At 64.5% G+C, this 26,968-nt stretch carries 25 protein-coding genes, 1 pseudogene and 1 riboswitch; of the genes and pseudogenes, 17 read left to right on the forward strand and 9 right to left on the reverse strand.

Going from position 1 to position 26,968, the window contains the following annotated elements:
• The first annotated feature begins 158 nt into the window (after nucleotides 1-158).
• Nucleotides 159-1,256, forward strand: coding sequence for a sugar diacid recognition domain-containing protein (locus ABEH27_RS09175; RefSeq protein ID WP_346613272.1), 1,098 nt, complete (start codon nucleotides 159-161; stop codon nucleotides 1,254-1,256).
• A 112-nt stretch (nucleotides 1,257-1,368) separates the two neighbouring features.
• Nucleotides 1,369-2,508, forward strand: coding sequence for a glycerate kinase (locus tag ABEH27_RS09180; protein WP_346613273.1), 1,140 nt, complete (start codon nucleotides 1,369-1,371; stop codon nucleotides 2,506-2,508).
• 32 nt (nucleotides 2,509-2,540) lie between these two features.
• Here ABEH27_RS09180 and ABEH27_RS09185 read toward each other — a convergent pair whose 3' ends face one another.
• Together ABEH27_RS09185 and ABEH27_RS09190 are read right to left on the reverse strand one after the other, a co-directional pair.
• Nucleotides 2,541-3,728 carry an MFS transporter gene (locus ABEH27_RS09185; protein ID WP_346613274.1) on the reverse strand — a complete coding sequence of 396 codons (1,188 nt, stop codon included), beginning with the start codon at nucleotides 3,726-3,728 and terminating at the stop codon, nucleotides 2,541-2,543.
• Nucleotides 3,729-3,752: 24 nt separating this feature from the next.
• Complete coding sequence (locus ABEH27_RS09190) at nucleotides 3,753-5,132, reverse strand: 3-deoxy-7-phosphoheptulonate synthase class II (protein ID WP_346613275.1); 1,380 nt, start codon at nucleotides 5,130-5,132, stop codon at nucleotides 3,753-3,755.
• A 296-nt stretch (nucleotides 5,133-5,428) separates the two neighbouring features.
• Here ABEH27_RS09190 and ABEH27_RS09195 point away from each other — a divergent pair, with 296 nt between their 5' ends.
• The 7 genes from ABEH27_RS09195 to asnB are packed head-to-tail and all read left to right on the forward strand — an operon-like array spanning nucleotide 5,429 to nucleotide 13,365.
• Nucleotides 5,429-6,742 (forward strand): AMP-binding protein, encoded by a 1,314-nt coding sequence (locus ABEH27_RS09195; RefSeq protein ID WP_346613276.1) that lies wholly within the window; start codon nucleotides 5,429-5,431, stop codon nucleotides 6,740-6,742.
• Nucleotides 6,742-8,457, forward strand: a complete 1,716-nt coding sequence (locus ABEH27_RS09200) for a prenyltransferase/squalene oxidase repeat-containing protein (RefSeq protein ID WP_346613277.1) — start codon at nucleotides 6,742-6,744, stop codon at nucleotides 8,455-8,457. The genes ABEH27_RS09195 and ABEH27_RS09200 overlap by 1 nt, the downstream gene beginning before the upstream one ends.
• Nucleotides 8,458-8,466: 9 nt before the next feature.
• The gene (locus tag ABEH27_RS09205; protein ID WP_346613278.1) at nucleotides 8,467-8,874 is read left to right on the forward strand and encodes a hypothetical protein; all 408 of its coding nucleotides are present in this window, start codon (nucleotides 8,467-8,469) and stop codon (nucleotides 8,872-8,874) included.
• Complete coding sequence (locus tag ABEH27_RS09210) at nucleotides 8,871-9,155, forward strand: acyl carrier protein (protein ID WP_346613279.1); 285 nt, start codon at nucleotides 8,871-8,873, stop codon at nucleotides 9,153-9,155. Before ABEH27_RS09205 ends, ABEH27_RS09210 begins: the two co-directional genes overlap by 4 nt.
• The gene (locus tag ABEH27_RS09215; RefSeq protein ID WP_346613280.1) at nucleotides 9,152-10,147 is read left to right on the forward strand and encodes an acyl-CoA synthetase; all 996 of its coding nucleotides are present in this window, start codon (nucleotides 9,152-9,154) and stop codon (nucleotides 10,145-10,147) included. The genes ABEH27_RS09210 and ABEH27_RS09215 overlap by 4 nt, the downstream gene beginning before the upstream one ends.
• Nucleotides 10,134-11,519 (forward strand): amidase, encoded by a 1,386-nt coding sequence (locus ABEH27_RS09220; protein WP_346613281.1) that lies wholly within the window; start codon nucleotides 10,134-10,136, stop codon nucleotides 11,517-11,519. Before ABEH27_RS09215 ends, ABEH27_RS09220 begins: the two co-directional genes overlap by 14 nt.
• Nucleotides 11,520-11,529: 10 nt before the next feature.
• Nucleotides 11,530-13,365: an asparagine synthase (glutamine-hydrolyzing) gene (asnB, locus tag ABEH27_RS09225; protein WP_346613282.1), complete on the forward strand. Its 1,836-nt coding sequence runs from the start codon at nucleotides 11,530-11,532 to the stop codon at nucleotides 13,363-13,365.
• Here the strand turns inward: asnB and ABEH27_RS09230 are convergent.
• Complete coding sequence (locus ABEH27_RS09230; RefSeq protein ID WP_346613283.1) at nucleotides 13,354-14,325, reverse strand: LysR family transcriptional regulator; 972 nt, start codon at nucleotides 14,323-14,325, stop codon at nucleotides 13,354-13,356. The two genes, asnB and ABEH27_RS09230, sit on opposite strands and share 12 nt — an antisense overlap.
• Before the next feature lie 272 nt (nucleotides 14,326-14,597).
• On the opposite strand from ABEH27_RS09230, the pseudogene ABEH27_RS09235 reads away from it, so the two are divergent.
• Together ABEH27_RS09235 and ABEH27_RS09240 are read left to right on the forward strand one after the other, a co-directional pair.
• Nucleotides 14,598-15,218 (forward strand): annotated as a pseudogene (locus ABEH27_RS09235) (SDR family oxidoreductase); the annotation flags it as partial.
• Between the two features lie 51 nt (nucleotides 15,219-15,269).
• Complete coding sequence (locus ABEH27_RS09240; protein WP_346613479.1) at nucleotides 15,270-16,322, forward strand: SMP-30/gluconolactonase/LRE family protein; 1,053 nt, start codon at nucleotides 15,270-15,272, stop codon at nucleotides 16,320-16,322.
• Here the strand turns inward: ABEH27_RS09240 and ABEH27_RS09245 are convergent.
• Entirely contained in the window at nucleotides 16,312-17,292 is a 981-nt protein-coding gene (locus ABEH27_RS09245; protein WP_346613284.1) for a site-specific integrase, read from the reverse strand. The genes ABEH27_RS09240 and ABEH27_RS09245 overlap by 11 nt on opposite strands.
• A 116-nt stretch (nucleotides 17,293-17,408) precedes the next feature.
• Nucleotides 17,409-17,522, forward strand: a riboswitch (TPP riboswitch).
• A gap of 78 nt (nucleotides 17,523-17,600) precedes the next feature.
• Between ABEH27_RS09245 and ABEH27_RS09250 the strand changes: the two genes are divergently transcribed.
• The 3 genes from ABEH27_RS09250 to ABEH27_RS09260 all read left to right on the forward strand — a co-directional run bounded on the left by ABEH27_RS09250 (nucleotide 17,601) and on the right by ABEH27_RS09260 (nucleotide 20,848).
• Entirely contained in the window at nucleotides 17,601-18,248 is a 648-nt protein-coding gene (locus ABEH27_RS09250; RefSeq protein ID WP_346613285.1) for a TenA family protein, read from the forward strand.
• Nucleotides 18,249-18,250: 2 nt separating this feature from the next.
• Complete coding sequence (gene tenA, locus ABEH27_RS09255) at nucleotides 18,251-18,910, forward strand: thiaminase II (protein WP_346613286.1); 660 nt, start codon at nucleotides 18,251-18,253, stop codon at nucleotides 18,908-18,910.
• A gap of 189 nt (nucleotides 18,911-19,099) precedes the next feature.
• Complete coding sequence (locus tag ABEH27_RS09260; protein WP_346613287.1) at nucleotides 19,100-20,848, forward strand: BCCT family transporter; 1,749 nt, start codon at nucleotides 19,100-19,102, stop codon at nucleotides 20,846-20,848.
• Nucleotides 20,849-20,853: 5 nt separating this feature from the next.
• On the opposite strand, the gene ABEH27_RS09265 is transcribed toward ABEH27_RS09260, so the two are convergent.
• The 3 genes from ABEH27_RS09265 to ABEH27_RS09275 all read right to left on the reverse strand — a co-directional run bounded on the left by ABEH27_RS09265 (nucleotide 20,854) and on the right by ABEH27_RS09275 (nucleotide 23,466).
• Nucleotides 20,854-21,801 carry an ornithine cyclodeaminase family protein gene (locus ABEH27_RS09265; protein WP_346613288.1) on the reverse strand — a complete coding sequence of 316 codons (948 nt, stop codon included), beginning with the start codon at nucleotides 21,799-21,801 and terminating at the stop codon, nucleotides 20,854-20,856.
• The gene (locus tag ABEH27_RS09270) at nucleotides 21,798-22,775 is read right to left on the reverse strand and encodes a threonine/serine dehydratase (RefSeq protein WP_346613289.1); all 978 of its coding nucleotides are present in this window, start codon (nucleotides 22,773-22,775) and stop codon (nucleotides 21,798-21,800) included. The genes ABEH27_RS09265 and ABEH27_RS09270 overlap by 4 nt, the downstream gene beginning before the upstream one ends.
• Before the next feature lie 76 nt (nucleotides 22,776-22,851).
• Entirely contained in the window at nucleotides 22,852-23,466 is a 615-nt protein-coding gene (locus tag ABEH27_RS09275; protein ID WP_346613290.1) for a PAS domain-containing protein, read from the reverse strand.
• Nucleotides 23,467-23,744: 278 nt separating this feature from the next.
• Here ABEH27_RS09275 and ABEH27_RS09280 point away from each other — a divergent pair, with 278 nt between their 5' ends.
• A complete protein-coding gene (locus ABEH27_RS09280) occupies nucleotides 23,745-24,731 on the forward strand; it encodes a DNA-binding protein (protein WP_346613291.1) in 987 nt (328 codons plus the stop codon).
• A gap of 259 nt (nucleotides 24,732-24,990) precedes the next feature.
• Here the strand turns inward: ABEH27_RS09280 and ABEH27_RS09285 are convergent, their stop codons facing one another.
• Together ABEH27_RS09285 and ABEH27_RS09290 are read right to left on the reverse strand one after the other, a co-directional pair.
• Nucleotides 24,991-25,242, reverse strand: a complete 252-nt coding sequence (locus ABEH27_RS09285; protein WP_346613292.1) for a hypothetical protein — start codon at nucleotides 25,240-25,242, stop codon at nucleotides 24,991-24,993.
• A 13-nt stretch (nucleotides 25,243-25,255) separates the two neighbouring features.
• A complete protein-coding gene (locus tag ABEH27_RS09290) occupies nucleotides 25,256-25,756 on the reverse strand; it encodes a DUF4142 domain-containing protein (protein ID WP_346613293.1) in 501 nt (166 codons plus the stop codon).
• A gap of 173 nt (nucleotides 25,757-25,929) precedes the next feature.
• On the opposite strand from ABEH27_RS09290, the gene ABEH27_RS09295 reads away from it, so the two are divergent.
• A complete protein-coding gene (locus ABEH27_RS09295) occupies nucleotides 25,930-26,172 on the forward strand; it encodes a hypothetical protein (protein ID WP_346613294.1) in 243 nt (80 codons plus the stop codon).
• Nucleotides 26,169-26,963, forward strand: coding sequence for an exodeoxyribonuclease III (gene xth / locus ABEH27_RS09300; RefSeq protein WP_346613295.1), 795 nt, complete (start codon nucleotides 26,169-26,171; stop codon nucleotides 26,961-26,963). Before ABEH27_RS09295 ends, xth begins: the two co-directional genes overlap by 4 nt.
• Nucleotides 26,964-26,968: the final 5 nt, after the last annotated feature.

A 26,968-nucleotide genomic window follows, 5' to 3' on the forward strand; every position in this document is an offset into this window, starting at 1 on the left:
GGTTCTCTGTTGTTATGGTTGTCGCCGCGTCGCCTGTGCCGGCGCTCGCCCTGACGAGTCTCGGGGAGTGCGACGCGCCTGTCTTTGTGCTTTTGCACAGCCATGGGCCTGGCCTGCTGTGCCGAGGTACAAAGCCTACCACCCACAAGGATCGCTGAATGTTCGAACTCGACCATGACCTGGCGCAGGATATCGTTGATCGGGCGATGGCCATCCTGCCGTGCAACGTCAATGTCATGGACAGCCAGGGGCTGATTCTGGGAAGTGGCGAGCCGGAGCGCATCAATACCCGCCACGAAGGTGCGCAGCTGGTCCTGGCCAATGGCCGCATCGTCGAACTGGACGTTGACGCCGCCAAATGCCTGAAAGGCGTGCAGCCGGGGGTCAACCTGCCGCTGATGCTCGATGGCCGGCTGATCGGCGTACTCGGGCTGACCGGCGACCCGCAGCAGATGCGCACCTATGGCGAGCTGGTGCGCATGACCGCCGAAATGCTGCTTGCGCAACGCCACTTGCAGGTTGAACAGCAATGGCGGCGCCAACGTTGTGACGACCTGCTGGCCCTGCTGTTGGGCGGCACGGGTGACTCGCCACGGCTGCTGGATGAAGCGCAGCAGCTGGGCCTGAAGCCGCAGTTGCCACGCATTCCGTGTTTGTTCGAACTGTACGCAGGCCCTCCCGCCGAAGCGTTGGCGGCCTGGTTGCTGAGCCGCTACCCGGACAGTTGGTGCGTCAGCCCGGCGCGGGATTCGCTGCTGTGGTGCCGCCCGGCCGGGGTGGTGCTGGACGAAGAGCGCCTGTTCGAACGCGTGCAGCGCGCTGGCTGGGAGATCGAGCGCCTGGCGCTGGGCAGCCCGGCGCAGAGCCTGGAACAATTGCGCCGCGGCTACCGACGTGTTCGCGACTTGCTTGCCTACGGCCGTGAAGTGCTGCCCAACGAGCAGCTGCTGAGCCTTGCCCGCTACCGCCTGCCGGCCTTGCTGTGGCGCCATCGCAATGAAGATGCGCTGGATGAGCTGCTGGAACCGCTGCACCGTATTCGCGCCAAGGATGCTACCGGGCAATTGCTCGCAACCTTGCGCGCCTGGTGTGCACACGATGGCCAGAGCCAGGCCTGTGCCGATGCCCTGGGCATCCACCGCAACAGCTTGCGCTACCGCCTGGAGCGCATTGCCGAGCTGGGTGAAGTGGACCCGCTGCGCATGGAAGGCATGTTGAGCCTGTACCTGGGCTTGCAGCTGTTGCCTGCCGATTGACTGCCGGCAAAGGCATTTGCCCAAACAACCCGTCGGCGCTTTTGTGCATCCGACCGAGGCCCTTGCGCGGCGCAGCTGTCAGCATGCCGGTCATCTGGACAGGAGAATCCCCATGAAGATCGTCATCGCCCCCGACTCGTTCAAGGACAGCCTCGACGCTGCCGGCGTCGCCCGTGCCATCGCCACTGGCCTTGCCGACGCGTTGCCGGCTGCCGAACTGGTCGAGTGCCCCATGGCCGATGGCGGCGAAGGCACCATGGAGGCGATTGTTGCCGCCAGCCACGGCGAACTGCGCCGCCTGAACGTGCGCGGGCCACTGGGGCAACGTGTCGAGGCCGGCTGGGGTTGGCTGGCCGAGAGCCGCACGGCCATCATCGAGATGGCCCAGGCCAGCGGCATTCAGCTGGTGCCGAGTGCGCAGCGTGATGCCTGCCGCAGCACCACCTGGGGCACTGGCGAGCTGATCGCGGCTGCGCTTGCTGCGGGCGCGCAGCGTATCGTGCTGGCGATTGGCGGCAGCGCCACCAACGACGGCGGCAGCGGCATGTTGCGGGCCTTGGGCCTGCGCTTGCTGGATGCCGATGGCCAGGCGCTGGAAGAGGGTGGGCTGGCCTTGGCCGGTTTGGCGCGCATCGATGCCAGCGGCCTCGACCCGCGCTTGGCGCAGGTGCAGGTCGAAGTGGCGGCCGACGTCGACAATCCGCTGTGTGGGCCCAATGGCGCCTCGGCGATTTTTGGCCCGCAAAAAGGCGCCAGCCCGCAGCAGGTGCAGGCGCTGGATCAAGCGTTGGGGCACTTCGCCGACCACTGCGTGAAGGTGCTGGGCAAGGATGTGCGTGAGCAGCCAGGCAGCGGCGCAGCCGGCGGCATGGGCTTTGCGGCCAAGGCCTTCATGGGCGCGCAATTCCGCCCGGGGGTTGAAGTGGTGGCCGAGCTGGCCGGCCTCGATGCGCTGGTACAAGGCGCCGACCTGGTGATCACCGGCGAAGGGCGCTTCGACGCCCAGACCTTGCGGGGCAAGACACCGATGGGCGTGGCGCGGGTCGCCAAGCGCTACGGCGTGCCGGTGGTGGTGCTGGCAGGTACGTTGGGTGAGGGGTATCAGCAGCTGTATGCACACGGTATCGATGCAGCGTTTGCCCTGGCCAGCGGGCCGATGACCCTGGAGCAGGCGTGTGCCGATGCGGCGCAGTTGCTGCAGGCACGGGCCGGTGATATCGGCCGGGTTTGGCGTTGTGCTGGGAAACCTTGACCCAGTTGGGATTTTGGGGGCGCTATGCGCCCCTAGGCCTCCCGTTCTACTTGCTGCAACCCAGATCGCGTTTTGCCTGGCTGAGCCATCAACAAGCCCAGCGCAAGCAACCCCGCTGCAGCGCCCGCCAACGGCAGGTAAGCCAGCCCAACCCGTTCAATCATCCAGCCCCCCAGCGCACCCCCTAGCGCCGTGCCGAGGTTGAATGCCGCGATGCTCAACCCAGATGCCACACCGGTAGCATGGGGTGCCAACTGCTTCGCAAACCCAAGCAGGCGCAGGGTCGACAAGGTGACGATGGCAAAGAAGACTGCTCCCAGCACGCCAACCAGCAGCACCACCGCCCACGCGTGTTCACGGCCCAGGTAAAGCAGCGCCAGGTTGGCAGCCAGCAACCCCAGGGCTATTTTCAGGCAACGCCCGGCTTCGAAGCGGTCCGCCAGAACGCCACCCAGCACGTTGCCGAGCATGGTCGCGGCACCAAACATCAACATCGCCAGGCTCAACAACCTCACGCCGCCTTGCGTCACCTGCAGCAGAAACGGTGACACATAGGTCAGGAACGAAAAGGTTGCCACGCTCACCAGCATGGCGATGCCGGCTGCCGCCAGCAGCGGCCGTTGCATCAGCGCAGCCACGCCTGCCAGCCGACCGCCAGCGGGCAGTGGCGCCGCCGCTTGCCGGGGCATCAGGCGCACCAGCCCGAGCAAACTGAGCAAGCCCAGCACGCCCAGCGCGACGAAGATGGCCCGCCACGACCACAGGCTGCCGAGCAACGTCCCCAGTGGCACACCCAGGGCCAGCGCCAGGGTCAGCCCCAGCCACACCAGCGACAAGGCGCGGCCTGCGCGGGGCGCGTCGACCAGTTTGACCGCCACGTCGGCCGCGATTGCCATGAAAACGCCATGCGCCAGGCCGATGACGAAGCGGACAAGGTTCACTGTCCACAACTGTTCGACCCAGGCGAACGCCAGGCTGCCGACAGCCAGCACGGCCAAGGTCAGCGACAGTGAAGTACGGTCTCGCCAGTTGAGCAGCAACGCGGTCAGCAGTGGCGCGCCGATGGCCGCGCCCAGGGCATAGGCCGCGATGGCCGAGCCGACGGCGGTGGTCGAAGTACCCAAGTCTTCGGCCATGGCCGAAACCAGCCCTGCCACCACGAACTCCGAAAGCCCGAAGGTGAAGGTACACAGGGAAAACACATAGATGACGGTTGGCATGGGGTGAACGTAATCCTTACAGGTTCAAGGGCGCTGTCGCCACGTGGTGGCGTCAAGGCTCACGCGCAGCGCAAGTTCCATGGCCTGATCGCGATTGAGCCGCGGGTCGACCTGGCTCACATAGCGCCGGGCAAGGTCAGCGGGTTGCAGGTCCGCGGCGCCGCCCAGGCATTCGGTGACGTCGTCACCGCTGGCTTCCAGGTGCAAACCGCCCAGGGCCGAACCATGGCGAGCATGCACGGCGAACGCGCCGGCGACCTCTGCGAGGATGTCGTCGAAGGCGCGGGTCTTGGTGCCGCAGGGCAGGGTGCGGGTGTTGCCGTGCATCGGGTCGCACAGCCACAGCACCTGTGCACCGGTTGCCTGAACCGTTTCGATCAGCGGCCCCAGGTGGTCTTGCAGGTGGGCAGCGCCCAGGCGGTGGATCAGCGTCAGCCGGCCAGGTTCGTTGGAGGGGTTGAGCCGTGCGATCAACCGCTGTAGCTGCTCGGGGTCGGTCTCAATACCTACCTTCACCGCCACCGGGTTGGCCAGCCCGCGCAGGTACTCGACATGTGCACCGTCGGGTTGTGCGGTACGCAGGCCGATCCAAGGGAGGTGGGTGCCCAGGTTGAACCAGTCGCCATCGCTGTTTTGCCGCGTCAGCGCCTGTTCGTATTCCAGCAACAGGGCTTCGTGGGACACGTACAGCTCACGGTGCAGGAATTCGCCCGGCTGGGAGCCTGCCAAGGTGCGCATGAATCGCAGGGTGCCATGGACTTCTGCCAACAGCGGGCGAAGCCGCTGCTGATCCTGCGCCTGTGCGAGCCAGTCGAGCGGCCAGCATTCGGCCGGCAACAGGTTGTCGATGCCCTGCGCCTGCAGCGTGTGCAGGTGTTGCAGGGTCAGCGCCGAGTGGGCATGCGCCTGCAACAGGCGCTGCGGGTCAGGCCGACGCGCCTCAGGGCTGAAGGAATACTGGTTGACGATGTCGCCGCGATACACCGGCAGGCTCACGCCATCACGCTGCTCGATATCACTGGAGCGAGGTTTTGCATATTGCCCGGCGAGGCGACCAATCTGCACGATCGGCAGTTGCAGGCCGTGCATCAGTACCTGGCTCATCTGCTGCAGCAGCGCCACTTGCCGCGTGCTTTGCGCAAGATCGTTGTGCTCGAAGCGCTCGGCGCAGTCCCCCAGTTGCAGGACGAACCGCTTGCCCTGTTGGGCCTGGGCGAGCAACGCCTTGAGCTGCAGGATGCGCTCCGCGCCCAACAGCGGCGCGCGCAGTGCAAGCGCGTCGAGTGCCTGGCGCAAAGCGTGCGGGTCGTCATAGCAGGGTTGTTGCAGGGCAGTGCAGCTGCGCCATGAGTCGATCGTCCAGGTTGCCTGGGCGTCCGCCACTGCGGCGGTGGGGGTCAGCATGGTGTGTCTCTCCTGAGAGGTGCTTCGCTTGATCTGCCTGGGGAGCAGCTGGCGGCGATAGTGCGCAGGGCGGACACGGCTTGGGAAATACATTAAATATCTTTGTCTGATATCTCACCGGGTTTGCGAGGTGAATCGACGCTAACGACCAGAAAATACCCACGTACCAATCAGAATAAACCGGGTTATAGTGTTGAATAATACTTTTGAACTATCACCGCCGGGTTCAAATAAGTATTTTACTTGGGCCGGGCACTCGCCAATTCTCTGCGCTGTTTATTCGAGAGGGCGAGTCGATGTTAGTTCACAGCGACCAGGATTACGGCGTACTGAAGGACGCGGAACGCGAGCTTCAGCTGCAGGCGGGGCACATTCCCGACGCCGCATTTTATGAACGCAAGTTGCAAGCAGTATGGACGCGAGCACAACACAGCGCCCACTACGCACACATAGGCCAATACAGTTACAGCGCGTTCAAGCACTTGCCACCGACGGCCAAGGGCTTACTCAAAAGCCAGCCGCTGAACTTCTGCACGGTCGAACTTGGCGAGGCAGCGAAGTATTACGCCACCACCGGCACGACCGGCGAGCCGACGCCGACGCCGCGGTTGAAAGAGGACATCATCTGGAACGCCGTCAGCGTCGCCAGCCACTGGCGCGCCGTGCTGCGCCCCGGTACGCGGGTGGCCAACCTGATGCCATCGGACATCGTCCCGGTCGGCGACCTGATCGCCAACGTCTGCGAATACCTGGACGTTTCCCACGTGCGCCTTTACCCGTTCACCACCGGTATTACCGACTGGGAGCGGGTGTGCAAAACCTTCGATACCTATAAGCCGACAGTGCTGTTCATCGCCCCCGGCGTACTGGTGCAACTGACCCGCTACCTGAAACAGCGTGAACTGCTGCAGACGTTCGCGGGCTCCGTGCGCGCGATCATGTTGCTTGGCGAGGTCAACACCCAGCCGTTGCGTGAGCGCCTGGCGCGGTGGTGGCAGTGCGAGGTGTTCGACGCCAGCTACGGCAGCACCGAAACCGGTACCCTCGCGGCAGTGGGCGAAGACCTGCACATGCGCCTGGCCACCGCCACCAATTATTTCGAGCTGCTGTTGCCCGATGGCCGGCTGGTCACCCCGGCCGAAGGCCTCACGGGCCGGCTGGTGGTGACGCCGCTCAACCTGTATGCCCGGCCGCTGTTGCGCCTGGATACCGGCGACAGCGTGACCATCACCGCCCCCTGGGAGCCGGGCCGGGCCAGCCCGGGCCTGCTGATCAACGGGCGCGACAGCGACAGCATCGTGGTTGGCGGTGTACCCCTGGAAATTCGCGCGGTCGAGGAGGTGGTATACGGCGCTTGCGATGCCACCGGCTATGTCATCGAAGTGGATCGCCAAAGCGACAGTGCTGCGCTGATTCTGGAGCGCGATGTGGGTTGGGACATCAGCCAGGAAGCCCAGCTGCAGGCCGATTTGCTGGAGCGGTCCGAGCAGCACATGGGGTTGCGCTGGAGCCGGGTGCTGTTCGTCAACAACCTGTCGGCGCTGAACAAGAGCGGTGCATCGCAAAAGAGCTGGAAGAAGACCAACCTGCGCTTTGTCGGTGGCCAGTAATGATGCCACCGCGGTTTCCCCAAGGGCAGGGCCTGGGCAACGGCCAGCCGGATTTGTGGTGCACCTATGCTGCGATACGCACCTTGGCATGGGTCGAACGGCTCGACCAGGCCGACGCCCCGGCGCTGCAGGCGTACATCCAGTCACGGCGCAACCGAGATGGCGGCTTTGCCTGGAGCAAGGGCATGCCTTCCGATGCCTGGGCCACCTTCTACTGCACCGAAACACTGCACGACCTGGGCGTTGCAGTGGAACGCCGCGACGAGACGGCGGCGTGGCTGCATACGCTGTTCGACGGCGACGCCTACGCCATGTGCCCCGGGCAGACGGCCGATGTCTGGGCCAGCCACTATGCGCTGCGGACCTTGATCGAAGTTTGCCAGGGCCAGGTGCTGGACACCGAGCGCCTGTACGCCTGGCTGGAGGGCCTGCAATGTGCCAATGGCGGCCTCAGCTGGTCCGCCGAGTTTGCCCGGCGCAACCTCGCCGATACCCGCGCCTGCTTCTATGGTGTGATGGCCGCCCGCGCGCTGCAACGCCAAGGCTTGCCGGCCCCCCAATGGGACCTGCCACGGTTGATCGGCTGGTTGCAGGCGCAACAGATGGAGTGTGGCGGTTTCCGCTTCAGCGAAGCGGCACAAGTACCCTGCCTGTGGGCGACCTATCGCGCCACGGCCAGCCTCGCGGGCCTGCAGGCGCAGCCACTGGGCCGCCGGCGCTGCGCGGAATGGATCGACAGCTTGCGCGGCCCGACCGGCGCCTTCGTGCGCTGGGCAGGTTATGACGGTGAGGATGTCTGGGCAGCGTTCTGTGCCGTAGGGTCACTGAAGGCCATGGGTGAGCCGGTGGCGCACCTGGCTGACGAGGTGGCTGCCTTCGTTGCAACCTTGTCGATGCCCCAGGGCGGCTACACCTATCGCTTGGCTGACACCGCGCACGATGTGCTCACCACTGCGGCTGCGCTGCTGGGTGACAGCCTGCCGGCGGCGCAGCGCGATGGCGCCTTGCGCTGGATCGAAGGCTGCCAGATGCCCAACGAGCCGGGGATCATGTACATGCCCGGCCGGGGCGCCGAGGTGCGCTGCACCAATTGGGGCCTGGCCGCCGGTGCCTTCGGTGGCAGGCCTGGGCCGCGCCAGGCAATCGGCCACTGGCTGGCCTCGCTGCAGAACCCCGATGGAGGCTTCGGCTTCTGGGAGGGGCGCGGTTCGGACATGGTGTCTACCGCCTCGGCCGTGTCGATCCTGCGCCAGTTGGGCGACAACAGCGGTGTCGATCGGGAGGCTCTCGAACGCTACGTGGCCAGCTGCCGGCAGGTGCAGGGTTATGCATCGTTCCCGCGTGGCGAAACTTCCTTGCGCGCCGGGCTGCAGGCATTGGCGTGCCTCGCCTACATTGGCCACGACGTCACGCAGGCAGCCACCGAGCTACTGGCCGCCCACAAGGTGCGGCAGGGTGGTTTCGCCAACCAGGGCCAGCGCATTCCCGACCTGCTGAGCACCTACCAGGCCGTGGCACTGGCCGCTGACCTCGGCCTGACGGTGGACCTGCCGCATTTGCGGTACTTCCTCGACAAGGTCTGCGGCCCCGCGGGCCACGCCTGGTCACCGCTGTTCCTGCAAGGGGTCGATGCCTTGTCGGCCTGCCTGGGCCGCCTGCTCGAAGCCTTTGCCGAGGGCCGACAGCAATGCCTGCCCAGTTTGCAGTTGTCGTAAGGACCTGACATGCCAACCCTCAATGTTTCCAGCGCAGCGCTGCAACCGCTGGCGCGCAAGCGCCTGGCCCTGGCCTTTACCCGGCTGCTCAAAGCCCTTGGCGCAGAGACTGCTCACTGCATGGTGTTCTTCAACCCCTTGCCGGAGGGGTGCGTGTTCAGCGCCGGCATGCCGCTGCCGATCACCGACCACGATGGCTTGCCGGCGCAGTTCCATGTGCGCATTACCCTGGCTGCGGCGCGCGACCGGCAGGCCCACCAGGCGCTGGCCGAAGGGCTGCACGCCTGCCTGCGCACGCACTACCCCAACGCCTTCATCTACCTGCATTTCGACCCGATCCTGCCCGAGCACGTGTTCTTCAGTGCCGGCGCGGAATTGACCAACGCTGCCCACCCACAAGGAAAGACCGGCTCGTGAACGACCTCAGCATTGAACAGCGCATTCGTCAGACCCTCGCCCAGTTGCTTGGCGATGAGGTCGACGCCATCGACAAGCGCGACAGCTTCCGCGACTTCCTTGGCGAGCGCTTCGACAGCCTGATGGCCGTCGAGGTGATTACCGCCATCGAGGGCTGTTTCGACATCGAGGTGGATTACCTCAGCGACGATGTGCGCTTCTGGTTTGAAACCCTGGAAAAAATGGAGCAATTCGTCGGCCAGAAACTGGAAGATCAACTGACCCTGCAGGCCAGCGAGTGAGCGCCGAACATCTGTTTACCACCTCCGGCTCCACCGGCGCGCCGCGCCAATGGCTGCGCAGCGTGGCGCAGATGGAGCGCGAGGCAGCCTTGATCCTTGGCCACTGGGCCCCGGATGCACGGGAGATTTTCTCCTTTGCGCCGGCCAGCCACAGCTACGGGATGATCCTCGGTGATGTCGGTGCGCGGGTGTTGAACGCGCACCTGCACACCTGCTCGTTGGAGCAGCAACGGCTGCCTGCCCTGGATGGCGAGTGCCCGTGCGTGATCCTCGCCATTGCCAGTACCTGGCGTGTGCTGCCGGCGCTGCTGGCCAAGCTCTCGGCGCGCCGTGCGGTGCTGGTGGTGCACAGCGCCTCGTTGCTGCCACCGGACGCCCTGGCCACTGTGCAGCGCCATGCCGGGCCACGCGTGCGCTTTGTCGAACTGCTGGGCTCCACCGAAACCGGCGCCATGGCTTACCGCGAGCTGCAGGCACATAGCAGCCCGGAGCAGGCCTGGACGCTGCTCGACGATGTCACGTTGCTGAGCACGCCAGGCCAGCCGCGTGCACTCGAAGTGGCCAGCCCGCGCATCGCTCGCGAGCACGGCCAACCGCGCCCTGCGGCCACGTACTGCTGCGATGACCAGGTGCTGGCCCTGGATGCACGCCGCTTCACGTGGCTGGGCCGGGCGAGCAGCCTGATCAAGGTCAACGGCCTGCGTGTCGATCTGGCTCGCCTGACCCGCGACCTTGGCCAGCAGCTGAACTGCCCGACGCTGGCCTGCGTGGCGGTGCGTGATGCGCTGCGCGGCGAAGCGTTCGAAGTGCTGTTCAGCTCCGTCACGCTCAGCGAACGCGCGGTACTGGATGCATTCAGGCAGCTGCCCCCAGGCCATCCACGGCCCGTTGCCGTGCGCCGCGTCAGCGACCTGCCTTTATCCGCCACCGGCAAGCCAATGCCGTGGGCGGCCACAACGACTGTCAAGGAATACACCCATGACCCACGCTAATACCCAGGACACCATCACCCAGTACCTCAGCAACTGCGGCGCCGATGCCGGCCGCGGGCGCGAGCAGCCCGAATACCTTGGGCTGAGCCTGCGCAAGCGCCACGAATTGCTGCAGCGCACCCCCGCGCTGGCGGCCGACTGGGCGGCCCAGTACGGCCACTGGTCGGTGCATGCCGACAGCCACTACCGTTGCCTGACCAGCACCCGCGAAGCCCTGGCGCCGTGGTACCGCCTGGGCGTCAAGGACACCGTCGACGTCGCCGGCCTGCCGACCCGCCTGGGCCTGCGCAGCTACCGCCACTACCCGCAGCGCAGTGCCGAGGCGCTGACCTTCCTCGACCCGCGCATCGCCCTGACCAGCAAGGTTGCCACCACCGAGCTGAACATCGCCTTCGGCGCCGGCTGCCGTAACCCGCATTTCCCGAGCATCGACCCGTCCGGCTCCAGCACAGGTTCGGCGGTTTCGGTGGCGGCGGGCCTGTGTGATATCTCGCTGGGCACCGACGTGCTGGGCTCGGTACGCTGGCCGGCCTCGCACTGCGGCATGGTCGGCCTGCGCATGACCCAGAAGTCCGAAAGCCTGGCTGGTGTGTTCCCGTTGTCGCCACGCATGGATGCACTGGGCTGGGTCACCCGCAGCGCAGACGATCTCGATGTGCTGTTCCCGCTGCTGGGGCTGGAGCCGCTGCTCGGCCAACAACAACCCCTGAAGGAACGCTACCGGGTCGCCATCCTGGAGCACGCGCTGGACCCGGCGCTGACCAGCCCGGCAATGCTCGACATGCTCGGCCAGGCGCGTAGCGCGCTGGCAGACCTGGGCATGGCGCCCGGTGAAGTCGCCATGCCCGAGCTCTGGGCCTGCCGCGGTGACGCCTGGCAACTCTGTGCGCGTGATGCCTGGCTGGCTTCGGCGGCTTGGGCGCGGCGCTTCGACTGCGAGCTGCACTGGTCCACGCTCAGCGCACTGCAGGTAGGCGAGGGCGTCAGCGACAGCGACTACCAGCGCATCCACCAGCGCATGGACACCCTTCGCGGCGGTATCGACGCCTGGTTCGACCAGGCCCAGGTGGACTTCGTGGTGTTCCCCATGGACCCTAACCGGCCGTTCGACCGACGCAACCCGCAGCCAGGCGACTCGACCATCCCGTCGCCGGCCGAACCTGGCTATGAACAGAAAATCAGCTTCACCCCGCTGGCCAGCTTCAGCGGCCTGCCGGCCATCACCGTGCCGATCTGCCTGAGCGCCGACGGCAAAGCGCCGCTGGCCGTGCAGATCATGGGCCGTCGCGACAGCGAGCGGCAGCTGCTGGACATCGCCAAGCGCCTGCAAGCCGTCACCGGCCTGCTGCCAACCCGCCGTCTTCAGGTTTAAGGAGCGCAGCATGTGCGGAATCACAGGCTGGGTGGACTACACCCGCGACCTGGCCCAGGCCACCTCGGCGCTCGGCGCCATGACCGATACCCTGGCCCTGCGCGGGCCGGATGCCAGCGGCAGCTGGCTGCATCGTAACGCCCTGCTGGGCCACCGGCGCCTGGCGATCATCGACCTTGGCGGCGGCGTACAGCCGATGACCTACCGCTGTGCCGGCGGCGAGGAAATCGCCCTGATCTACACCGGCGAGGTCTACAACCACAACGCACTGCGTGAGCAGCTACAGAAGGCCGGCCACCCGTTCCATACCCGCAGCGACACCGAAGTGGTGCTGCATGCCTACCTGGAGTGGGGGGAGCAGTGCTGCGAGCACCTGAGTGGCATGTTCGCCTTCGCCGTGTTCGACGGGCGCGACGGGCACTTCCTGCTGGTGCGGGACCGCCTGGGGGTCAAGCCGCTGTATTACGCCCGCCATCAGCAGGGGCTGCTGTTCGGTTCGGAGGTCAAGGCCATTCTGGCGCACCCGGAGTTCACCAGCGCGCTGGATGTGGTCGGCCTCGTTGACGACCTGAGCCTGTCTCGCGGCACCGTGCGCACAGCCCTGCGCGGGATCAGCGAACTGCCACCGGGGCATCGTCTGTCCTGGCGGCCCAACAGGCAACCGAAGCTCAGCCGCTACTGGCAGTTGCAGCGGCGCGAGCATGCGGATGATCTGGCCACCACCGTGGCGCGCACCCGGGAGCTGCTCGGTAACGCGCTGGGCGAGCAGTTGCATGCCGACGTGCCGGTCTGCTCGCTGCTGTCTGGCGGGCTGGATTCGACCATCCTCACCGCCATGGCGCAGCAACGGTTGCAGGCGCAGCAGGGTGGCGCGGTCAATTCGTTCTCGGTGGACTTCGTCGGCCAGGCCGAGCAGTTCCAGAGCGATGAATTTCGCCCGGAGCGCGACCAGCCCTTCGCGCTGGCGGCCGCCGAGTACATCGGTAGCCACCACCAGACCATCCTCATCGACAACCGCGAGCTGGTCGCAGCCCATGCACGCAGGGCGGTGTACCGGGCCAATGACTCGGCGGCCACCTTCGGCGATGTGGACACCTCGCTGTATGTGCTGTTCAAGGCCATTCGCGGGCATTCCACGGTGGCCATCTCCGGCGAGGCGGCGGACGAGGTATTTGGCGGTTACGCCTGGTTCCGCGACCCGCAGGCCATTGCGGCGCAACGCTTCCCGTGGCTTTCGCGCATGCAGTTGCTGCAGCCCGAACTGATCAACCCCGATTTCAACCGCCAGTGCAACTTCGTTGATTACCAGAGCAGTTGCTATCACCAGGCGCTGGACAGTGTCGAGCACTTGCCAGGTGACAGCCCGCGGGAACGGCGCATGCGCGAGCTGTGCCACATGCACCTGCAGCGCTGGCTGCCGATCCTGCTCGACCGCAAGGACCGCTTGAGCATGGCCGCCAGCCTGGAGGTGCGGGTGCCGTTCACCGACCATCAGTTGGTGGAGTACGTGTACAACGTGCCGTGGGCGATCAAGGGCAAGGACGGCGAAGAGAAATGGCTGCTCAAGCAGGCCTGCAAGGACATCTTGCCGCCGGCCGTATTGCAGCGGCGCAAGAGCCCGTACCCGACCTCGGCCAACCTGGCCTACGAACGGTTCCTGCGTGAGCGTGCCCAGGGCTTGCTGGCAGAGGCCGGCAGCCCGGTGTTCGCGGTGATCGACCGGGGCCGGCTGGCGGCTGAATTGCGCCAGGCGGAGGGTTATTTCAATTCGCAGCTGCGCCGCAACAACCTGGAGACGGCCTTGGCGCTGGATGCCTGGCTGCGCGAATACCGCTTAACGCTGTAGTTCGCGGTTGTCGCTACCATCCAGCATCACCGGGTTCTGGATGGTGTCGGCATAGCGCCGTGGCGCGCCCAGGTCGAGCATGGAAATGAAACTGCCCAGGGCCGGGGACGCGTTCTGGATGTTCCAGTTCATGTACAGGCCCATGGTCGGCGTAGGCTGGTCCTTGATCGGCCGGATCGGGCGGAACTGCACGCGGTCGCGCAGGGTGGAATAGGCGATCGACTCCGGCACCAGGGCCACGCCGAAGCCGCAGGCCACCAGGCCGATCAGGGTATGGATCTGCGCCGCTTCCTGCACCACCTTGGGGTAGAATCCGGCCGATTCGCACAGGGCGATCAACTGGCTGTGGTAGCCGCTGCCCAGCGCCTGCGGGGTGAACACGAAGTCCTCTTCGGCAAAATCACGCAGGTCGACCACCGGCTGCTGCGCCTTGGGGTGGCTGGCAGGGAGGGCCATGACGATCTGCTCGTTGAGCAGCAGCCGCGATTCGATGGTGTCCGGCGGCATCGGCAGCTTGCGCATGAAGCCGATGTCCGCCTCGCCAGCCATCAACGCCTTGGCCTGGGAAGCCGAGGGCATTTCGCGGATGGTCAGCCGCACGTTCGGGTAGATTTCCCGAAATTTCTTCAGGGTATTGAGCAGTGACTCGTAGTAAGCGATGGAAATAGCGGTGATGGTCAGCTTGCCGCAGATCCCTTCAGAGACGTTGCGCGCGTACTCGATGCCTTGCTCCAGCTCCTTGAGCGTGCGGTAAGCGGTTTCCAGAAACGCCATGCCGGCCGCCGTCAGCTTGACCCCCCGCTTGTTGCGCAGGAATAGGCTGAAGCCCAGCTTCTCTTCGAGTCGGTTGATCGCCTGGCTCAGGGGTGGCTGCGCCATGTGCAGGCGAATGGCTGCCTTGTGAAAGTGCAGCTCCTCGGCCACGGCAATGAACTGCCTGAGCAAACGTGTCTCGATCATGCTTACGTTCCTTCATCGAGTCGAACGGGCGCCAGGAAGGCGTTTTCCGGCGGCCGACCCTGCAAGGCGGCCATCATAGTGCGTGACATCGCGGCGACAAAGCCTCTGCTGCCATCGCCTTTTGTAGGGCATCACGCGGGTGGCTGGCGTACATCGGCATGTGGCGGGTTTCAGGTGATATCTCGGAGATATCAAAGTTGCATGCTTTTAATATTAAGTCATTGATTTTTTTATTGTTATCGTAAAAAAAGGAGAATCGGAAGGGCTCTACAATGCCAAGCACAGACCCATTCAAGAATAAAGTGGCCATCGTCACCGGTGCCGCCCAGGGCCTAGGCCTGGATTACGCCATGGCGTTGGCCGCACGCGGTGCGCGGGTGGTCATCAGCGACCTGGGCACTGACCGTTCCGGCGAAGGCCAGGACCCGGCGGCCGTCAGCGTTGCCCTCGACGCCCTGAAAGCCAAGGGGCACGACGTGGTCGCCCATGTCGGCCACCTGGAAAACGAAGAAGAATGCCGCCAGCTGGTCGAGCTGGCCATCAGCCATTTCGGTGCGCTGGACATCCTCATCCACAACGCCGGCTGGGTCGATTACCAAGGCATCGAGACCCAGGAGCAGGCGTTTCTCGAACGCGCCCTGGGTATCAGCGTGCATGCCCCGGTATGGTTGGCCAAGCACGCCTGGAAGCACCTCAAGGCCTCCGAAGCGCCGCGTATCGTGCTGACCACCTCGGACCGCGCCATGTACCAGCGCTACGCCCAGCCGGGCCTGGTTGCCTATTCGGCGGGCAAGATGGCCCAGGTGGGCATCATGAATGCACTGAGCATGGAAGGGCTGGAGCACGGCATCCTGGTCAACGCGATCTCGCCGGTGGCCAAGACCCGCATGTGGGGCGTGACCCAGCCGCCAGAAGAGCTCAAGCCGGAATGGGTGACACCAGGCGTGCTGTACCTGGCCAGCCCGCTGTGCCGGGACACCGGCTACATCCTGCGCGCCAGCAATGGCCAGTTCACCGCCACGCGTTTCAGCGAAAACAGCGGGGTCAGCTACCCGCGTGACCTGGCGCGGGTTGAAGCGTCTAGCCTGGCCGAAGTGGCCGAGCGCTGGAGCCGCATCAAGGAATGCCACTACGTGCCGATCAAGGTCGCCAACACCCGCGCCGACCTGGGCGAGAGCCCGGTGTGGGATGCGCGCACGGGCGCGCTGTATTTCGTCGATATCACCGGCGGGCGTATCCACCGGCTGCTGCCCGATGGTGAGGTCGAAAAACTGTATGAATCGGCTGCGCGCATCGGCGCCCTGGCGCTGACCGACCAAGGCAACCTGATCTTCACCGAGGACGCCAGCGTTGCCATCCTCGATGTGGCGCCGGGCAAGGTGCGCCAGTACTCGATGCCGGTGCACCACCGCCCGAGCTACCGGTTCAACGATGGCGCCTGTGACCCACACGGGCGCTTCGTCACCGGCCTGATGGACGAGGGGCCAAGCGGCAAGACCGGCGCCTTGTTCCGCTTCGACGGCGAGCTGCACGATGAGGTGATCCACGACGGCTTGTCGTTGCCTAACGGCATTACCTGGTCGGCCGACGGCCAGACGGTATTCTTCGTCGATTCCGTTGCCCGCGCGATCTACCGCGCCGAATACCTGCCCGAAGGCCGACTGGAGCAGGTCAGCCTGTTCGCCGAAACGCCGGCCGAGCTGGGCCGCCCGGACGGTATTGCGCTGGATCGTGAAGGCGGGCTGTGGGTGTGCCAGTTCAATGGCAGCTGCCTGTTGCGCTATGACCGCCACGGCCACCTGACCGACCAGGTGGTGATGCCCGTGCCGCGCCCGACCAGCGTCTGCTTCGGTGGCGATGGCATGGACACGCTGTTCATCACCACGGCTCGCGTCGGCATGTCGCCAGCAGAGCTGCGCCACTACCCGGACGCCGGTGACCTGTATGCGATCCGCCCGGAAGTGGGCGGCATCGCGCGCTACACCTTCAAGGAATAAGCGCTTGCACCTGGCTGGCCGGTAACACGGCCAGTTCGCCAAAGCGCTGGGCCGAGTCGATGTAGCGCAAGGCCGACTTGGCGTCCTTCCAGCCCACGTAACTCATCAGCGACTTCAACTCCCAGCCGTTGGCCGTGGCCCAGGTGGCAAAGCCGCGGCGCAGGGAGTGGCCGGTGTACAGCGCGGCGGGCACACCGCCGCGTTCGAGCATGCGCCGCAGCAGGCCGACCAGGCTGTTGCTGTTGAGCGGCGTGTCGCTCAGGTTGCCCCAACGGTCGAGCTTGCGAAACACCGGGCCGTGGGCGATGCCGGCGACTTCCAGCCATTGCAGGTAGGCCGTGACCGGGCACAGCGCCTTGAGTGCCGGGGTGCGATGCTGCACGCCGAGGGCTTCACGGTCGCCCTTGCTGCGTGGCAGGAACAGGGTGATGCCGACGCCGGCCTCGGCCTGGATATGCTCGACGCGCAGGCGCGCCAGTTCATCACCGCGAAAGCCCCGCCAGAACCCCAGCAGCAGTAGTGCGGTATCGCGCCTGGCGCGGCGCAACGCCGGCAGGTCGTGGTGCTCGCGGGCCTGCCGGGCTTCTTCTGCAAAATGTTCGACGGCAGTTTGCAGGTGCTGCAACAGCAGCGGCGCGGCCTGCTTCGGCGGCGTCGGGTGCAAGGTGCGGATGCCGCGCAGCACCTGGCGTACCAGCGGCGCCTTGGTCGGGTCGGGGAAGCCTTGGCTGATGTGCCATTGGCTTAGCGCTGCCAGGCGTTGGCGCAGGGTGCTGACCGCATGCTGTTCGGCATGGTCGGCCAGGTAGCGGGCAATGCTGTCGGCAGTGGCCGGCAGAAAGCCGCCCCAGTGCGCCTCGTAGTGCTCGATGGCGGCCTGGTAGCTGCGGCGCGTGTTGTCGCGGGTGGCGGCGCGTACGTAGCGCTCGATGTCGGTCATGGTCGGCGGTGTGGTGATAGACAGTGACACCATAAAGCTTATTGGTTTGCCTGTCCCGGCCCTTTCGCGGGGCTACCCACAGATGCGTGACTGGCAGCTCTGGTGACTGGGCCCGTGACAATGCCCGTGCAAGTGCTGTATACCTGCACCCCACCAAGGGGAGTCCGGCAACGGGCTGAGAGACCGCTGGCATTGCAGCGCGGTGACCCTTAGAACCTGATCCGGATCATGCCGGCGAAGGGATGGGACTGCCGACCTGCCTTTTTGCCGGCCTCACTGCGAGGCCGCTCCATGCACCAACGCAACGGTCTCGCTGTCACCCCATGGAGGACAGCACCATGACCGCACGCTTCACCGAAACCCTGCGTCGCCAGAACGAGCCAACCTGGTCGGCTGCCGTTGGCCACCGCTTCGTCCGCGAACTCTGCGCCGGCACCGTGGCGGACCCGATCATGGTTCGCTACCTGGTCCAGGACCATCGCTTTCTCGACAGCTTCCTGACCCTGCTGGGCGCTGCCATTGCCAGCGCCGACACCTTCGAGGCGCGCCTGCGTTTCGGCCGCTTCGCCGGGATGATCTCCAGCGACGAAAACACTTACTTCCTGCGTGCGTTCGAGGCGCTGGACGTCAGCCCCGCGCAGCGCACCGAACCCAAGGACACGGTACCCACTGAAGGCTTCAAGGCAATCATGCGCGAGGCTGCAGCCACCCGTTGCTACGCAGCGGCGCTGGCGGTGCTGAACGTTGCCGAAGGCCTGTACCTGGACTGGGCGACCAAGGCAGCCAAACCACTACCCGGTAATTTCGTGCATGCCGAATGGATCACCCTGCATGACAACCCGGCGTTCGCCGAATTCGTCGGCTTTCTGCAAACCGAACTCGACCGGGTAGGGCCGCAACAGGCTGCACTGAGCAGCGACTTCTTTGCGCGCACCGTGGCCCTTGAGCTTGCCTTCTTTGACGCGATCTACGACGAGGAGGCCTGACCATGGATACCTTTGCGCGCCTGAAAGCTGCCACCGCACCGCAGTGGTCCAGTTACGTGGACCACGATTTCGTGCGGCAGATGGGTGAGGGCACCTTGAGTGAGGACGCCTTCCGGACATACCTGGTACAGGACTACCTGTTCCTCATCCAGTTCGCCCGCGCCTGGGCACTGGCGGCCTACAAGAGCCGCCTGCCGGCCGACATCCGCGCCGCCCAGGCGACGCTCGGGGCGATCCTCGATGAAACCGAACTGCACCTGCGCCTGTGCGCCCGCTGGGGCTTGTCGCAGGCCGATATCGAGGCGGCGCCGGAGCACCAGGCGACGGTGGCTTACACCCGGTATGTGCTTGACTGCGGCGCGGCCGGTGACCTATTGGAGCTGCACGTGGCGTTGGCGCCGTGCGTGATTGGCTACGCCGAGATTGGTCGCACGCTGGCGGCGCAGATCGGTGACCTGAGCAACCACCCTTACCGGGAGTGGATTGGTGAATACGCGGGCGACGGGTATCAAGGGGTGGCGGCCAATGCACGCAAGCACCTCGATGAGCTGGCGGCACGCAGCATGACCGAGCAGCGCTTTGTCGAACTGGCGGGGGTCTTCGGCCAGGCTTCGCGGCTGGAGGCGGATTTCTGGCAGATGGGGTTGGATAACGCAGCTTGAATGCTGCGGCATTTTTGTGGGAGTGGCAGGTCGTTGATTGGACGTGCCACGACGGTCCTGGAATAGGGGCCGTCAATTCGGGCACTGGATAATCACGGGGCCTCCCCTGTGGCCGACCCCGGTTCTAGCGCAGGCATCGCTCGCAACTAAAACAACAAAAGCCTGCAGCAAACCGAAAAGGGCCCATCGATGGCAACGCAAGAGAACGTTGAAACACCGGCGCTCGGCGTCACCGACCCGTCCAAGACTGCCGAAGCCAGGCAGGACCGTCACCTTGAAGGCAAGCTCGACTGGGTGGTGTTCGGCTTCACCAGCCTCCTGGCCATCGCTTTCATCCTCTGGGGGTTCGTCAACCAGGCAAGCCTCGCCGCCAGCGCATCCACGGCACAGTCCTGGATCATCGTCAATTTTGGCTGGTTCTTCGTCCTCACCTCGACCTTCTTCGTAATCTTCGTGCTGTGGCTGGCCGCCAGCCGCTACGGCCGAATTCCATTGGGGCGTGATGGCGAAGCGCCGGAATTTCGCACGGTGTCCTGGGTTGCCATGATGTTCAGCGCGGGCATGGGCATCGGCCTGATGTTCTTCGGCGTGGCCGAGCCGCTGTCGCACTACGTATCACCGCCGCCGGGCACTGCCGCCGGGCAGTCCGACGAGGCGCTGCAGGTGGCGATGGCCACCACGCTGTTTCACTGGTCGCTGCACCCCTGGGCGATGTACGCCATCGTTGGCCTGGCGATCGCCTATGGCACCTTTCGCCGCGGGCGCTCGCAGCTGATTTCCACCGCGTTCCGGCCCTTGATAGGCAAACATGCCAATGGCCCCATCGGCCGGGTGATCGACATGATGGCGATCTTCGCCACCCTGTTCGGTTCGGCGGCGTCGCTGGGGCTCGGTGCCCTGCAGATCGCCGGCGGCCTGGAATACAACGGCTGGATCGAAAACCCCGGCAAGCTGTTCTACATCGGCCTCATCACGTTGCTGACCATCGCTTTCGTTGCCTCGGCGGTGTCGGGCATCGGCAAAGGCATCCAGTGGCTGTCCAACACCAACATGGTGCTGGCACTGGCGCTGGCGGTGTTCGTGTTTCTGGTCGGCCCGACGCTGTTGATGCTCAACCTGCTGCCAACCTCGATCGGCGTCTATATAAAGCTGCTGCCCGAGATGATGGCGCGCACCAGCGCCAGTGGCGGCGATGCGATGGACAGCTGGCTGGCCAGCTGGACGGTGTTTTACTGGGCCTGGTGGATTTCCTGGACGCCCTTCGTCGGCATGTTCATCGCCCGTATCAGCCGTGGGCGCAGCATCCGCCAGTTCGTCAGCGGCGTGCTGCTGGTGCCAGGCCTGGTCAGCCTGGTGTGGTTCAGCATTTTCGGCGGTGCCGGCATCGATGCGCTGCGTGAGGGCACCTTCGTGCTGATCGACGGCGCGGTGAACAGCAACCATGCGCTGTATCAGCTACTCGACAGCTACCCGTTTGCAGCGGCGACTTCGGTACTGGTGATGATCCTTGTGGCGATCTTCTTCGTCTCTGGCGCCGATGCGGCCTCCCTGGTGATGGGGACTTTGTCCGAACACGGCACCACGGAGCCCTCGCGCCGCACCGTGATTTTCTGGGGCGCACTGACCGGCACCGTGGCCGCCATCATGCTGGCCATTGGTAACTCTGGTAACCCGGGTGAAGCGCTTACGGGCCTGCAGAACCTGACCATTGTGGTGGCGCTGCCCTTTGTGGTGGTGATGGTGCTGTTGTGCCTTGCGCTGTACCGCGACTTGCGCAAGGACCCGATGATGCTGCGCCACCTGCGCGGCAGCGAGCTGATTGAAAAAGCGGTGCTGTACGGCGCGGTCAAGCACGGGGAGGAGTTCTACATCGTGGTGCAGGAGAAAAAGGCCTCGCCCAAGGCATCACGGACAGAGGCTGAAGTTTCGCAATCGTAGCGCGCTCACATACCCAGTGAGGCCAGCGCACAGCTTGAGATCTGGGCGTCCTGCACGGCCACGCCAGTCAGGTCGGCCAGGGTGATCTGCCGATCGTTGTCACGGCCTGGCGCGCGGCCTTCAAGCAGCGCGCCAAGCTCTGCAAGCTGGTGCTCGCCGATCAGGCCGGCGTTCAGTGCATGGGAGGCTTCACCGTAGTGGCTGCATTGGTACATGGAGTCGACAATGATGCGGTCTGCCCGTGCGACCAGTACCGGGTCGAGCTCTTGCTTGCCCGGTGCGTCTGCGCCTACGGCAGTAATATGCGTGCCAGGTTGCACCCAGTCGCTGTGCAGCAACGGTGCGCACGAAGGTGTTGCACAGACGATCAGGTTGGCGTTGCGTGCCACCCCTTCAACGCTGCGCGTGACCTCGGTTTCATACCCCAGACCCTCGGCGAATGCACTGTAATCAGCCAGCGCGGCCTCGCTGCGCCCCCACACGACCACCTTGCGACAAGGGGTGACGGTAGCCAACTGTTCCAACTGCATACGCGCCTGTGTGCCAGTGCCGAGAATACCGATGGCGTTGACCTTCGAGGGGGCCAGCAAGCGGGCGGCGATGCGCCCGGCCAGCGCGGTGCGGATACAGGTCAGCCAGCCCTCGTCCTGCAGCAAGGCAATGGGCTGCCCGGTGGTGGCCGAGATCACCATCATCAAGCCGTCGTTGCTGGGCAGGCCTTTGGCTGGGTTGTCATAGAAGCCAGTCGACACCTTCAGCGTGAAGGTGTCGCTGCCTTCGACATGCGCAGATTTGATGCAGCAGTCGCCGTTCGCCTGGGGGAACGCGAATGCCTGCACCGGCGGCACCTGGGCCTTGCCTTGCGAAAAGGCGATGAAATCTTGCTCAAGGTGCTGCACCGCCAGGTCCATGTCGAGCCGGGCAATGATCTGTTCTTTATTGAAGACTTTCATTGGACCGCCTCGAGGAATTTCTCCAGCACGATGTTGCGGCCGCAAATCACAACGGCTACACGCTTGCCACGGTAGTCCTTGGCCAGCTTCTGCATGCCGGCCACCGCAACACCTGCCGCGCCTTCGATGATCCAGCGCTCAGCGCTGGCGACTTCACGCATGGCTGCCTTGATTTCTGCTTCGCTGACCAGCACGGTGCGGGTCAGCAGTGCTTGGCACAGCGGGAAGGTGATGGCGCCGGGTTCGACACCGCCGGCCGTGCCGTCGGAGATCGTATCGGCTTCTTCCATCTCGATGATGCTCCCGGCTTCGAGTGAACGTTGCAGCGTGGGCGCGTTGGCCGGCCAGCAACCGATGATGTCGATGCCTGGGTTGCGTGCACGTAGCGCAGCGCCGATGCCCGCGATCATGCCGCCACCGCCAACCGCGACGAACACTGCATCCAGGTCGGGGGCCTGTTCGAACAGCTCCATGCCGATGGTGCCTTGGCCGGCGATGACCTGCGGGTCGTTGTAGGGCGAGACGAAGGGTTTGCCCTGGAGCGCGGCCTGCCGTGCGGCTTCCAGCTCGACGCCCAGCGGGTCGAGGTCGAGGCTGACCACCTCGGCGCCGAGCGCCCGAATGGCACCGAGCTTGTAGGCGGACGCCGATGTGGTGGTGTAAACGGTGACCGCCACCCCCATGACCTTGCCCGCCAGGGCGAGCGCTTGCCCGTGGTTGCCCGACGAGGCGGTGATGACGCCAAGCGTGCGTTGCGCAGCCGGCAGCAGACGCAGCTTATTACTGGCGCCGCGGAATTTGAACGAGCCGGTGTGTTGCAGGTGTTCACATTTCAGGTAAACGCTGCATTCGGTCAATGCCGACAGCCGGGCGCTGTAGGTGAGCGGGGTGACACTTACCTCAGGGCGCAGGGCCTGGTGTGCTTCAGCGATGGCGTGGTGCAGGGCGACGAGGTACTGGGCATCGACTGGCATGAGAACAGAATCCGCTTGTGGAATATGAGTCCACAATAGACTCAATATCCACAATGGACAAGTGCTGGACACCTATTCAGACGGGCTGATCCCGCAGCTCCTTCAAGTATTTGTAAACGGTCGCCCGGCCCATGTTCAGCACATTGGCCACATAGTCGGCACCGCTGCGGCCTTCGAATGCGCCTTCGGCATGCAGCGCCTCCACCAGGGCGCGCTTCTCCTTCATCTTTAGTGTGCGCAGCGACAGGTTGCGCGCCTGGAGCCAGGCGTGAAGGAAGGTGTTGATGCGCTCCTGCCAGTCATCCTTGAACAGTGCGTCCGGTTGCGGCACCAGGCGGCTGATCTGGAAGAACGCATCGAGTGCTTCGCGGGCCTGCTCCAGCACCGAGAAATTCAGGTTGATGCACAACAGGTGCTCAGCTTCGCCGTTCGGGTTGTACAGCACGGTGGTAATGGAGCGGATCTTCTGGCCGTCCCAGTTGAGCTTCTCGTAGGGCCCCAGCTTGGCCGCGTTGCGAAAGTCGCCCAGCTCAAGGTCCAGCGCCGAGTCGTCTCCCAGTGCACGCTTGGAGAAGTTATTGGCGATGTGGACCACCGTCTGGCTCTTCACCTCGTGAACGATGACTTCAGCGTGAGGGAAGAGCAGCAGCGCGATGCTGTCGGCGATTGCCTTGTAGTTTTCGATGTTCATCTTGGGCCAAGGGTAGGGGCTTGATTGGGCGCATAGCCATTTTGTCCATGGTGGACTCAAGCGCCACCTAACTTCAAGGCGCCTGCAAACCCACTTTTCAGCGCCTTTCGTACTGCCACCGCTACCTCAGCCCAGCTAAACCCCCCTTTGCACACCATCTCATGCGATAAGCCGTGATTATTAAGCCTTAGTAGTCGCTTGAATTAATGCCTGAAAAAAGACAGAATTGGTACGTAAATACATAGTACGTACCACAACACGAAATCGTAGGAGCAAACATGGCCCGGGGCGGCATCAACAAGGCGGTAGTGCAGCAGGCAAGGCAGGTGCTGATCGCCCGGGGTGAGTACCCCAGTATCGATGCAGTACGCATCGAGCTGGGCAACACTGGCTCGAAGACCACCATTCACCGCTACCTCAAGGAGCTCGAAGGGGTTAAGCCTGCGGCGCTGCAGGGCACACCTGCGTTGAGTGACACGTTGGCAAAACTGGTGGCGCAGCTGGCAGAGCAACTGCAGGAAGAGGCGGACGCGCGGGTCGAGCAGGCGCAAGCCAGCTTCAACGAACAGCGCGAACAACTTGAAGCCCAGTTGCAACTGACTCAGCAGGCGCTGGCCGCTGCGCACCAGCAACAGCAGATCCAGGCCGCCGCCCTGGCCGCCGAGTCGGAGCGCTTGAGCGCTACGCAAAGCACACTGCAAGCCGAGCAACTGCGCGGCGCCAGCCTCAACCAGGCACTTGGCGAGCTGCAGGTACGCCTGGCTGACAAGGAGGAGCAGGTGCGTTCGCTGGAGGAGAAACACCGGCACGCACGCGATGCATTGGAGCATTACCGCAGCGCCAGCCGTGAACAGCGCGAGCAGGATCAGCGCCGCCACGAAGCGCAGGTGCAACAGCTACAGGTCGAAATGCGCCAGCTGCAGCAGGGGTTGATCGTCAAACAGGATGAACTGACCCGGCTGCACCGGGACAACGAGCGCCTGCTTGGCGAGCACCGTCAGGCGAGCAGCGAACGCAAGGTTCTGGATGACCTGCTCGAGCAGCGCGATACACAGATCCAGGGCTTGCGTACGATTCTGGCCCAGGCGCAGGGCGCCAGCGATGAAATGCGCCGGCAGCTGCAGGCGCAAAACCAGAGCTTGGAGGAGAAGCGGGTACTGTGTGCGGAGCAGGGCAGGCAGTTGCAGTTTCTGGAAGACCAATTGCTCAAGCGTGATGAAGCACTCAAGGCACACCCAACCATTACCGAACGCGAGCCCAAGTAATTTTGTGGGCGATTAACCAGCCCTTCGGGCTGCGCTGTCGCGCAGAGAACAAAGCCCGCGAGCGTGCCGCGGTGGATGGCACCGGCTTCGCCGGTGTTCGCGGCTGAAGCCGCTCCTACAGGATCCCCGCCAAATCAGTAAGTTAGCGTTTATTCTGTGGGAGCGGGCTTGCCCCGCGAACACCGGCGAGGCCGGTGCCAGTTATGGCGGCGTTTGCATCGTACACAAACCCGCTCCCACAGAGCCTTGCCAGGCGGGTTTAACCCTCAACCTGCTTTGCTGCCTCAACGCCGGCCGCAGACAGCTTGATCGGGTAACTGATGCTCAACGGCTGGTCATTGTCGCTAACCACGCTGCCGTCCTGGATCAACCCGTGCTGCTGCAAGGTATGGAGCACATCAGCGACCGCCTTCTCGCCGCGGTAGTTGTCGAGCACTTCCTTGCCCAGCCCGTGCGGGTGGGCATGCAGCAACCGAGTGAGGATTTCGCTGCGCAAGCTATCGTTAGTCATCTGGGTCCTCCAATTACTTGCCGTGGGTGGCCTGAAGCGCCTTGGCTTGCTCCAGGTGGTGCTCCAGCGTAGGCAGCGTTTCACTGGCGAAAGCCTTCAGCTCAGCCTTGTCGGATGAGGCGGCTTCCTTCTTGAACAGCTCCACGGCTTTCTCGTGGGCATCGACCTGATTGTTGACGTAAGACTTGTCGAACGACTCCTCGCGCCATTCGAGGATCATCTTCTTGACCTTATCGGTCAGTGCAGCCTCGTCTGGCACGCTGATATCGAGTTTTCGGGCGATGTCGCCAAGTTTCTGGTTGGCCTTGGTGTGGTCGGTGACCATCTGCTGGGCGAAGGTCTTGATCTCGGCGTTCTGGCTTTTCTCCAGCGCCAGGTTACCGGTGACCACCTCGGCGATCCCGGCCTCGGTGGCCGCGTCGACGAAATCATCGGAGGACGCCGCCAGTGCCTGCCACGACGCCATGCCCAGCACCAGCGACAAACCTGCGCGCTTGATGAACAGATTGCTCATGTTTCACTCCTTGCTATCGGTGGCGCGACCTCAGTGTCGCTAACGGTTGAGCCGCGCGCAGGGCCATAGGTTTAATTTTTTTTTGCGGCCAGGGCGACCACCACGGCATTGCGGTTGAACGATGCCCGGCAGCTAAGCTCACACATTCAAAGGTTGCCGCAAAGGAGCAGAGGATGAGCATCGAACGCAGCATTCCCGAGCTTGAAGCCTGGTACGCGCAGTACGACGATGACAGTTACCGGCGCGAATCGCCGGATGCCTATCACCATGAGTTGGTGCGCACGGCCGAAGCGCTGCGCGACGATGGCGCCATCGACTGGGACGACTGGCTGGCACTCAAGGCGCTGGCGGATGAAGCCCACCTGGGCGCGCTGCAAGCGGCGGTGCAGGCCCATGTTGAAGACCCGGACGCATGAAAGCGCTGCGCATCGCCACCTTCAATATCAACGGCATCCGTAGCCGCCTGCCGGCGCTTCTGGCGTGGCTGGAGAGAGAACAGCCCGATATCGCTTGCTTGCAGGAACTCAAGGCAGCCGATGCCCAGTTTCCGGGCGACGCCTTTGAGGCGGCGGGCTATGGCTACCTGCATCACGGCCAGCCGTCGTGGAACGGGGTGGCGATCCTGGCGCGCGACAGCCAGCCGCTGGAAGTACGCCGCGGGCTGCCAGGCATGGAAGACGACGACCAGAGCCGTTACCTGGAGGCCGCAGTGCACGGGGTGCTGGTTGGGTGCCTCTACCTGCCCAACGGCAACCCGCAGCCGGGGCCGAAATTCGACTACAAACTGCGCTGGTTCGAATGCCTGAACGCCCATGCACGCGGCTTGCTGAGCAGTGGCCACCCAACGGTGCTGGCGGGCGACTTCAATGTGGTGCCGACTGATTTCGACATCTATGACCCGAAATCCTGGCGCAAGGATGCCTTGCTCCAGCCCGCGTCCCGCGATTGCTACCAGTCGCTACTGGAGCAAGGCTGGACCGACGCCCTCCGCGCGCTGTATCCCGAAGAGCGCATCTATACCTTCTGGGATTATTTCCGTAACCACTGGGCACGCAACGCCGGGCTGCGTATCGACCATCTGTTGCTCAACCCGCAGCTTGCGCCCTACCTCAAGGCGGGCGGGGTCGATGCCTGGGTACGCAACGAACCCAAGGCCAGCGACCATGCGCCGACGTGGATCGAGCTGGGCACGCGCAAGCAGCGCTGAACTAT

The organism is Pseudomonas sp. P39-UII1 (genome assembly GCF_039672635.1).
GTDB lineage: Bacteria > Pseudomonadota > Gammaproteobacteria > Pseudomonadales > Pseudomonadaceae > Aquipseudomonas.

What these genes read in the sequence shown, in the direction of transcription:
- ABEH27_RS09275 (WP_346613290.1), bottom strand. Translation starts at nt 23,466, where the DNA reads ATGAACATCGAAAACTACAAGGCAATCGCCGACAGCATCGCGCTGCTG.
- ABEH27_RS09295 (WP_346613294.1), top strand. Translation starts at nt 25,930, where the DNA reads ATGAGCATCGAACGCAGCATTCCCGAGCTTGAAGCCTGGTACGCGCAG.
- ABEH27_RS09175 (WP_346613272.1), top strand. Translation starts at nt 159, where the DNA reads ATGTTCGAACTCGACCATGACCTGGCGCAGGATATCGTTGATCGGGCG.
- ABEH27_RS09290 (WP_346613293.1), bottom strand. Translation starts at nt 25,756, where the DNA reads ATGAGCAATCTGTTCATCAAGCGCGCAGGTTTGTCGCTGGTGCTGGGC.
- ABEH27_RS09180 (WP_346613273.1), top strand. Translation starts at nt 1,369, where the DNA reads ATGAAGATCGTCATCGCCCCCGACTCGTTCAAGGACAGCCTCGACGCT.
- ABEH27_RS09260 (WP_346613287.1), top strand. Translation starts at nt 19,100, where the DNA reads ATGGCAACGCAAGAGAACGTTGAAACACCGGCGCTCGGCGTCACCGAC.
- ABEH27_RS09265 (WP_346613288.1), bottom strand. Translation starts at nt 21,801, where the DNA reads ATGAAAGTCTTCAATAAAGAACAGATCATTGCCCGGCTCGACATGGAC.
- ABEH27_RS09270 (WP_346613289.1), bottom strand. Translation starts at nt 22,775, where the DNA reads ATGCCAGTCGATGCCCAGTACCTCGTCGCCCTGCACCACGCCATCGCT.
- ABEH27_RS09205 (WP_346613278.1), top strand. Translation starts at nt 8,467, where the DNA reads ATGCCAACCCTCAATGTTTCCAGCGCAGCGCTGCAACCGCTGGCGCGC.
- ABEH27_RS09200 (WP_346613277.1), top strand. Translation starts at nt 6,742, where the DNA reads ATGATGCCACCGCGGTTTCCCCAAGGGCAGGGCCTGGGCAACGGCCAG.
- asnB (WP_346613282.1), top strand. Translation starts at nt 11,530, where the DNA reads ATGTGCGGAATCACAGGCTGGGTGGACTACACCCGCGACCTGGCCCAG.
- ABEH27_RS09185 (WP_346613274.1), bottom strand. Translation starts at nt 3,728, where the DNA reads ATGCCAACCGTCATCTATGTGTTTTCCCTGTGTACCTTCACCTTCGGG.
- ABEH27_RS09285 (WP_346613292.1), bottom strand. Translation starts at nt 25,242, where the DNA reads ATGACTAACGATAGCTTGCGCAGCGAAATCCTCACTCGGTTGCTGCAT.
- tenA (WP_346613286.1), top strand. Translation starts at nt 18,251, where the DNA reads ATGGATACCTTTGCGCGCCTGAAAGCTGCCACCGCACCGCAGTGGTCC.
- ABEH27_RS09190 (WP_346613275.1), bottom strand. Translation starts at nt 5,132, where the DNA reads ATGCTGACCCCCACCGCCGCAGTGGCGGACGCCCAGGCAACCTGGACG.
- ABEH27_RS09220 (WP_346613281.1), top strand. Translation starts at nt 10,134, where the DNA reads ATGACCCACGCTAATACCCAGGACACCATCACCCAGTACCTCAGCAAC.
- xth (WP_346613295.1), top strand. Translation starts at nt 26,169, where the DNA reads ATGAAAGCGCTGCGCATCGCCACCTTCAATATCAACGGCATCCGTAGC.
- ABEH27_RS09195 (WP_346613276.1), top strand. Translation starts at nt 5,429, where the DNA reads ATGTTAGTTCACAGCGACCAGGATTACGGCGTACTGAAGGACGCGGAA.
- ABEH27_RS09230 (WP_346613283.1), bottom strand. Translation starts at nt 14,325, where the DNA reads ATGATCGAGACACGTTTGCTCAGGCAGTTCATTGCCGTGGCCGAGGAG.
- ABEH27_RS09250 (WP_346613285.1), top strand. Translation starts at nt 17,601, where the DNA reads ATGACCGCACGCTTCACCGAAACCCTGCGTCGCCAGAACGAGCCAACC.
- ABEH27_RS09280 (WP_346613291.1), top strand. Translation starts at nt 23,745, where the DNA reads ATGGCCCGGGGCGGCATCAACAAGGCGGTAGTGCAGCAGGCAAGGCAG.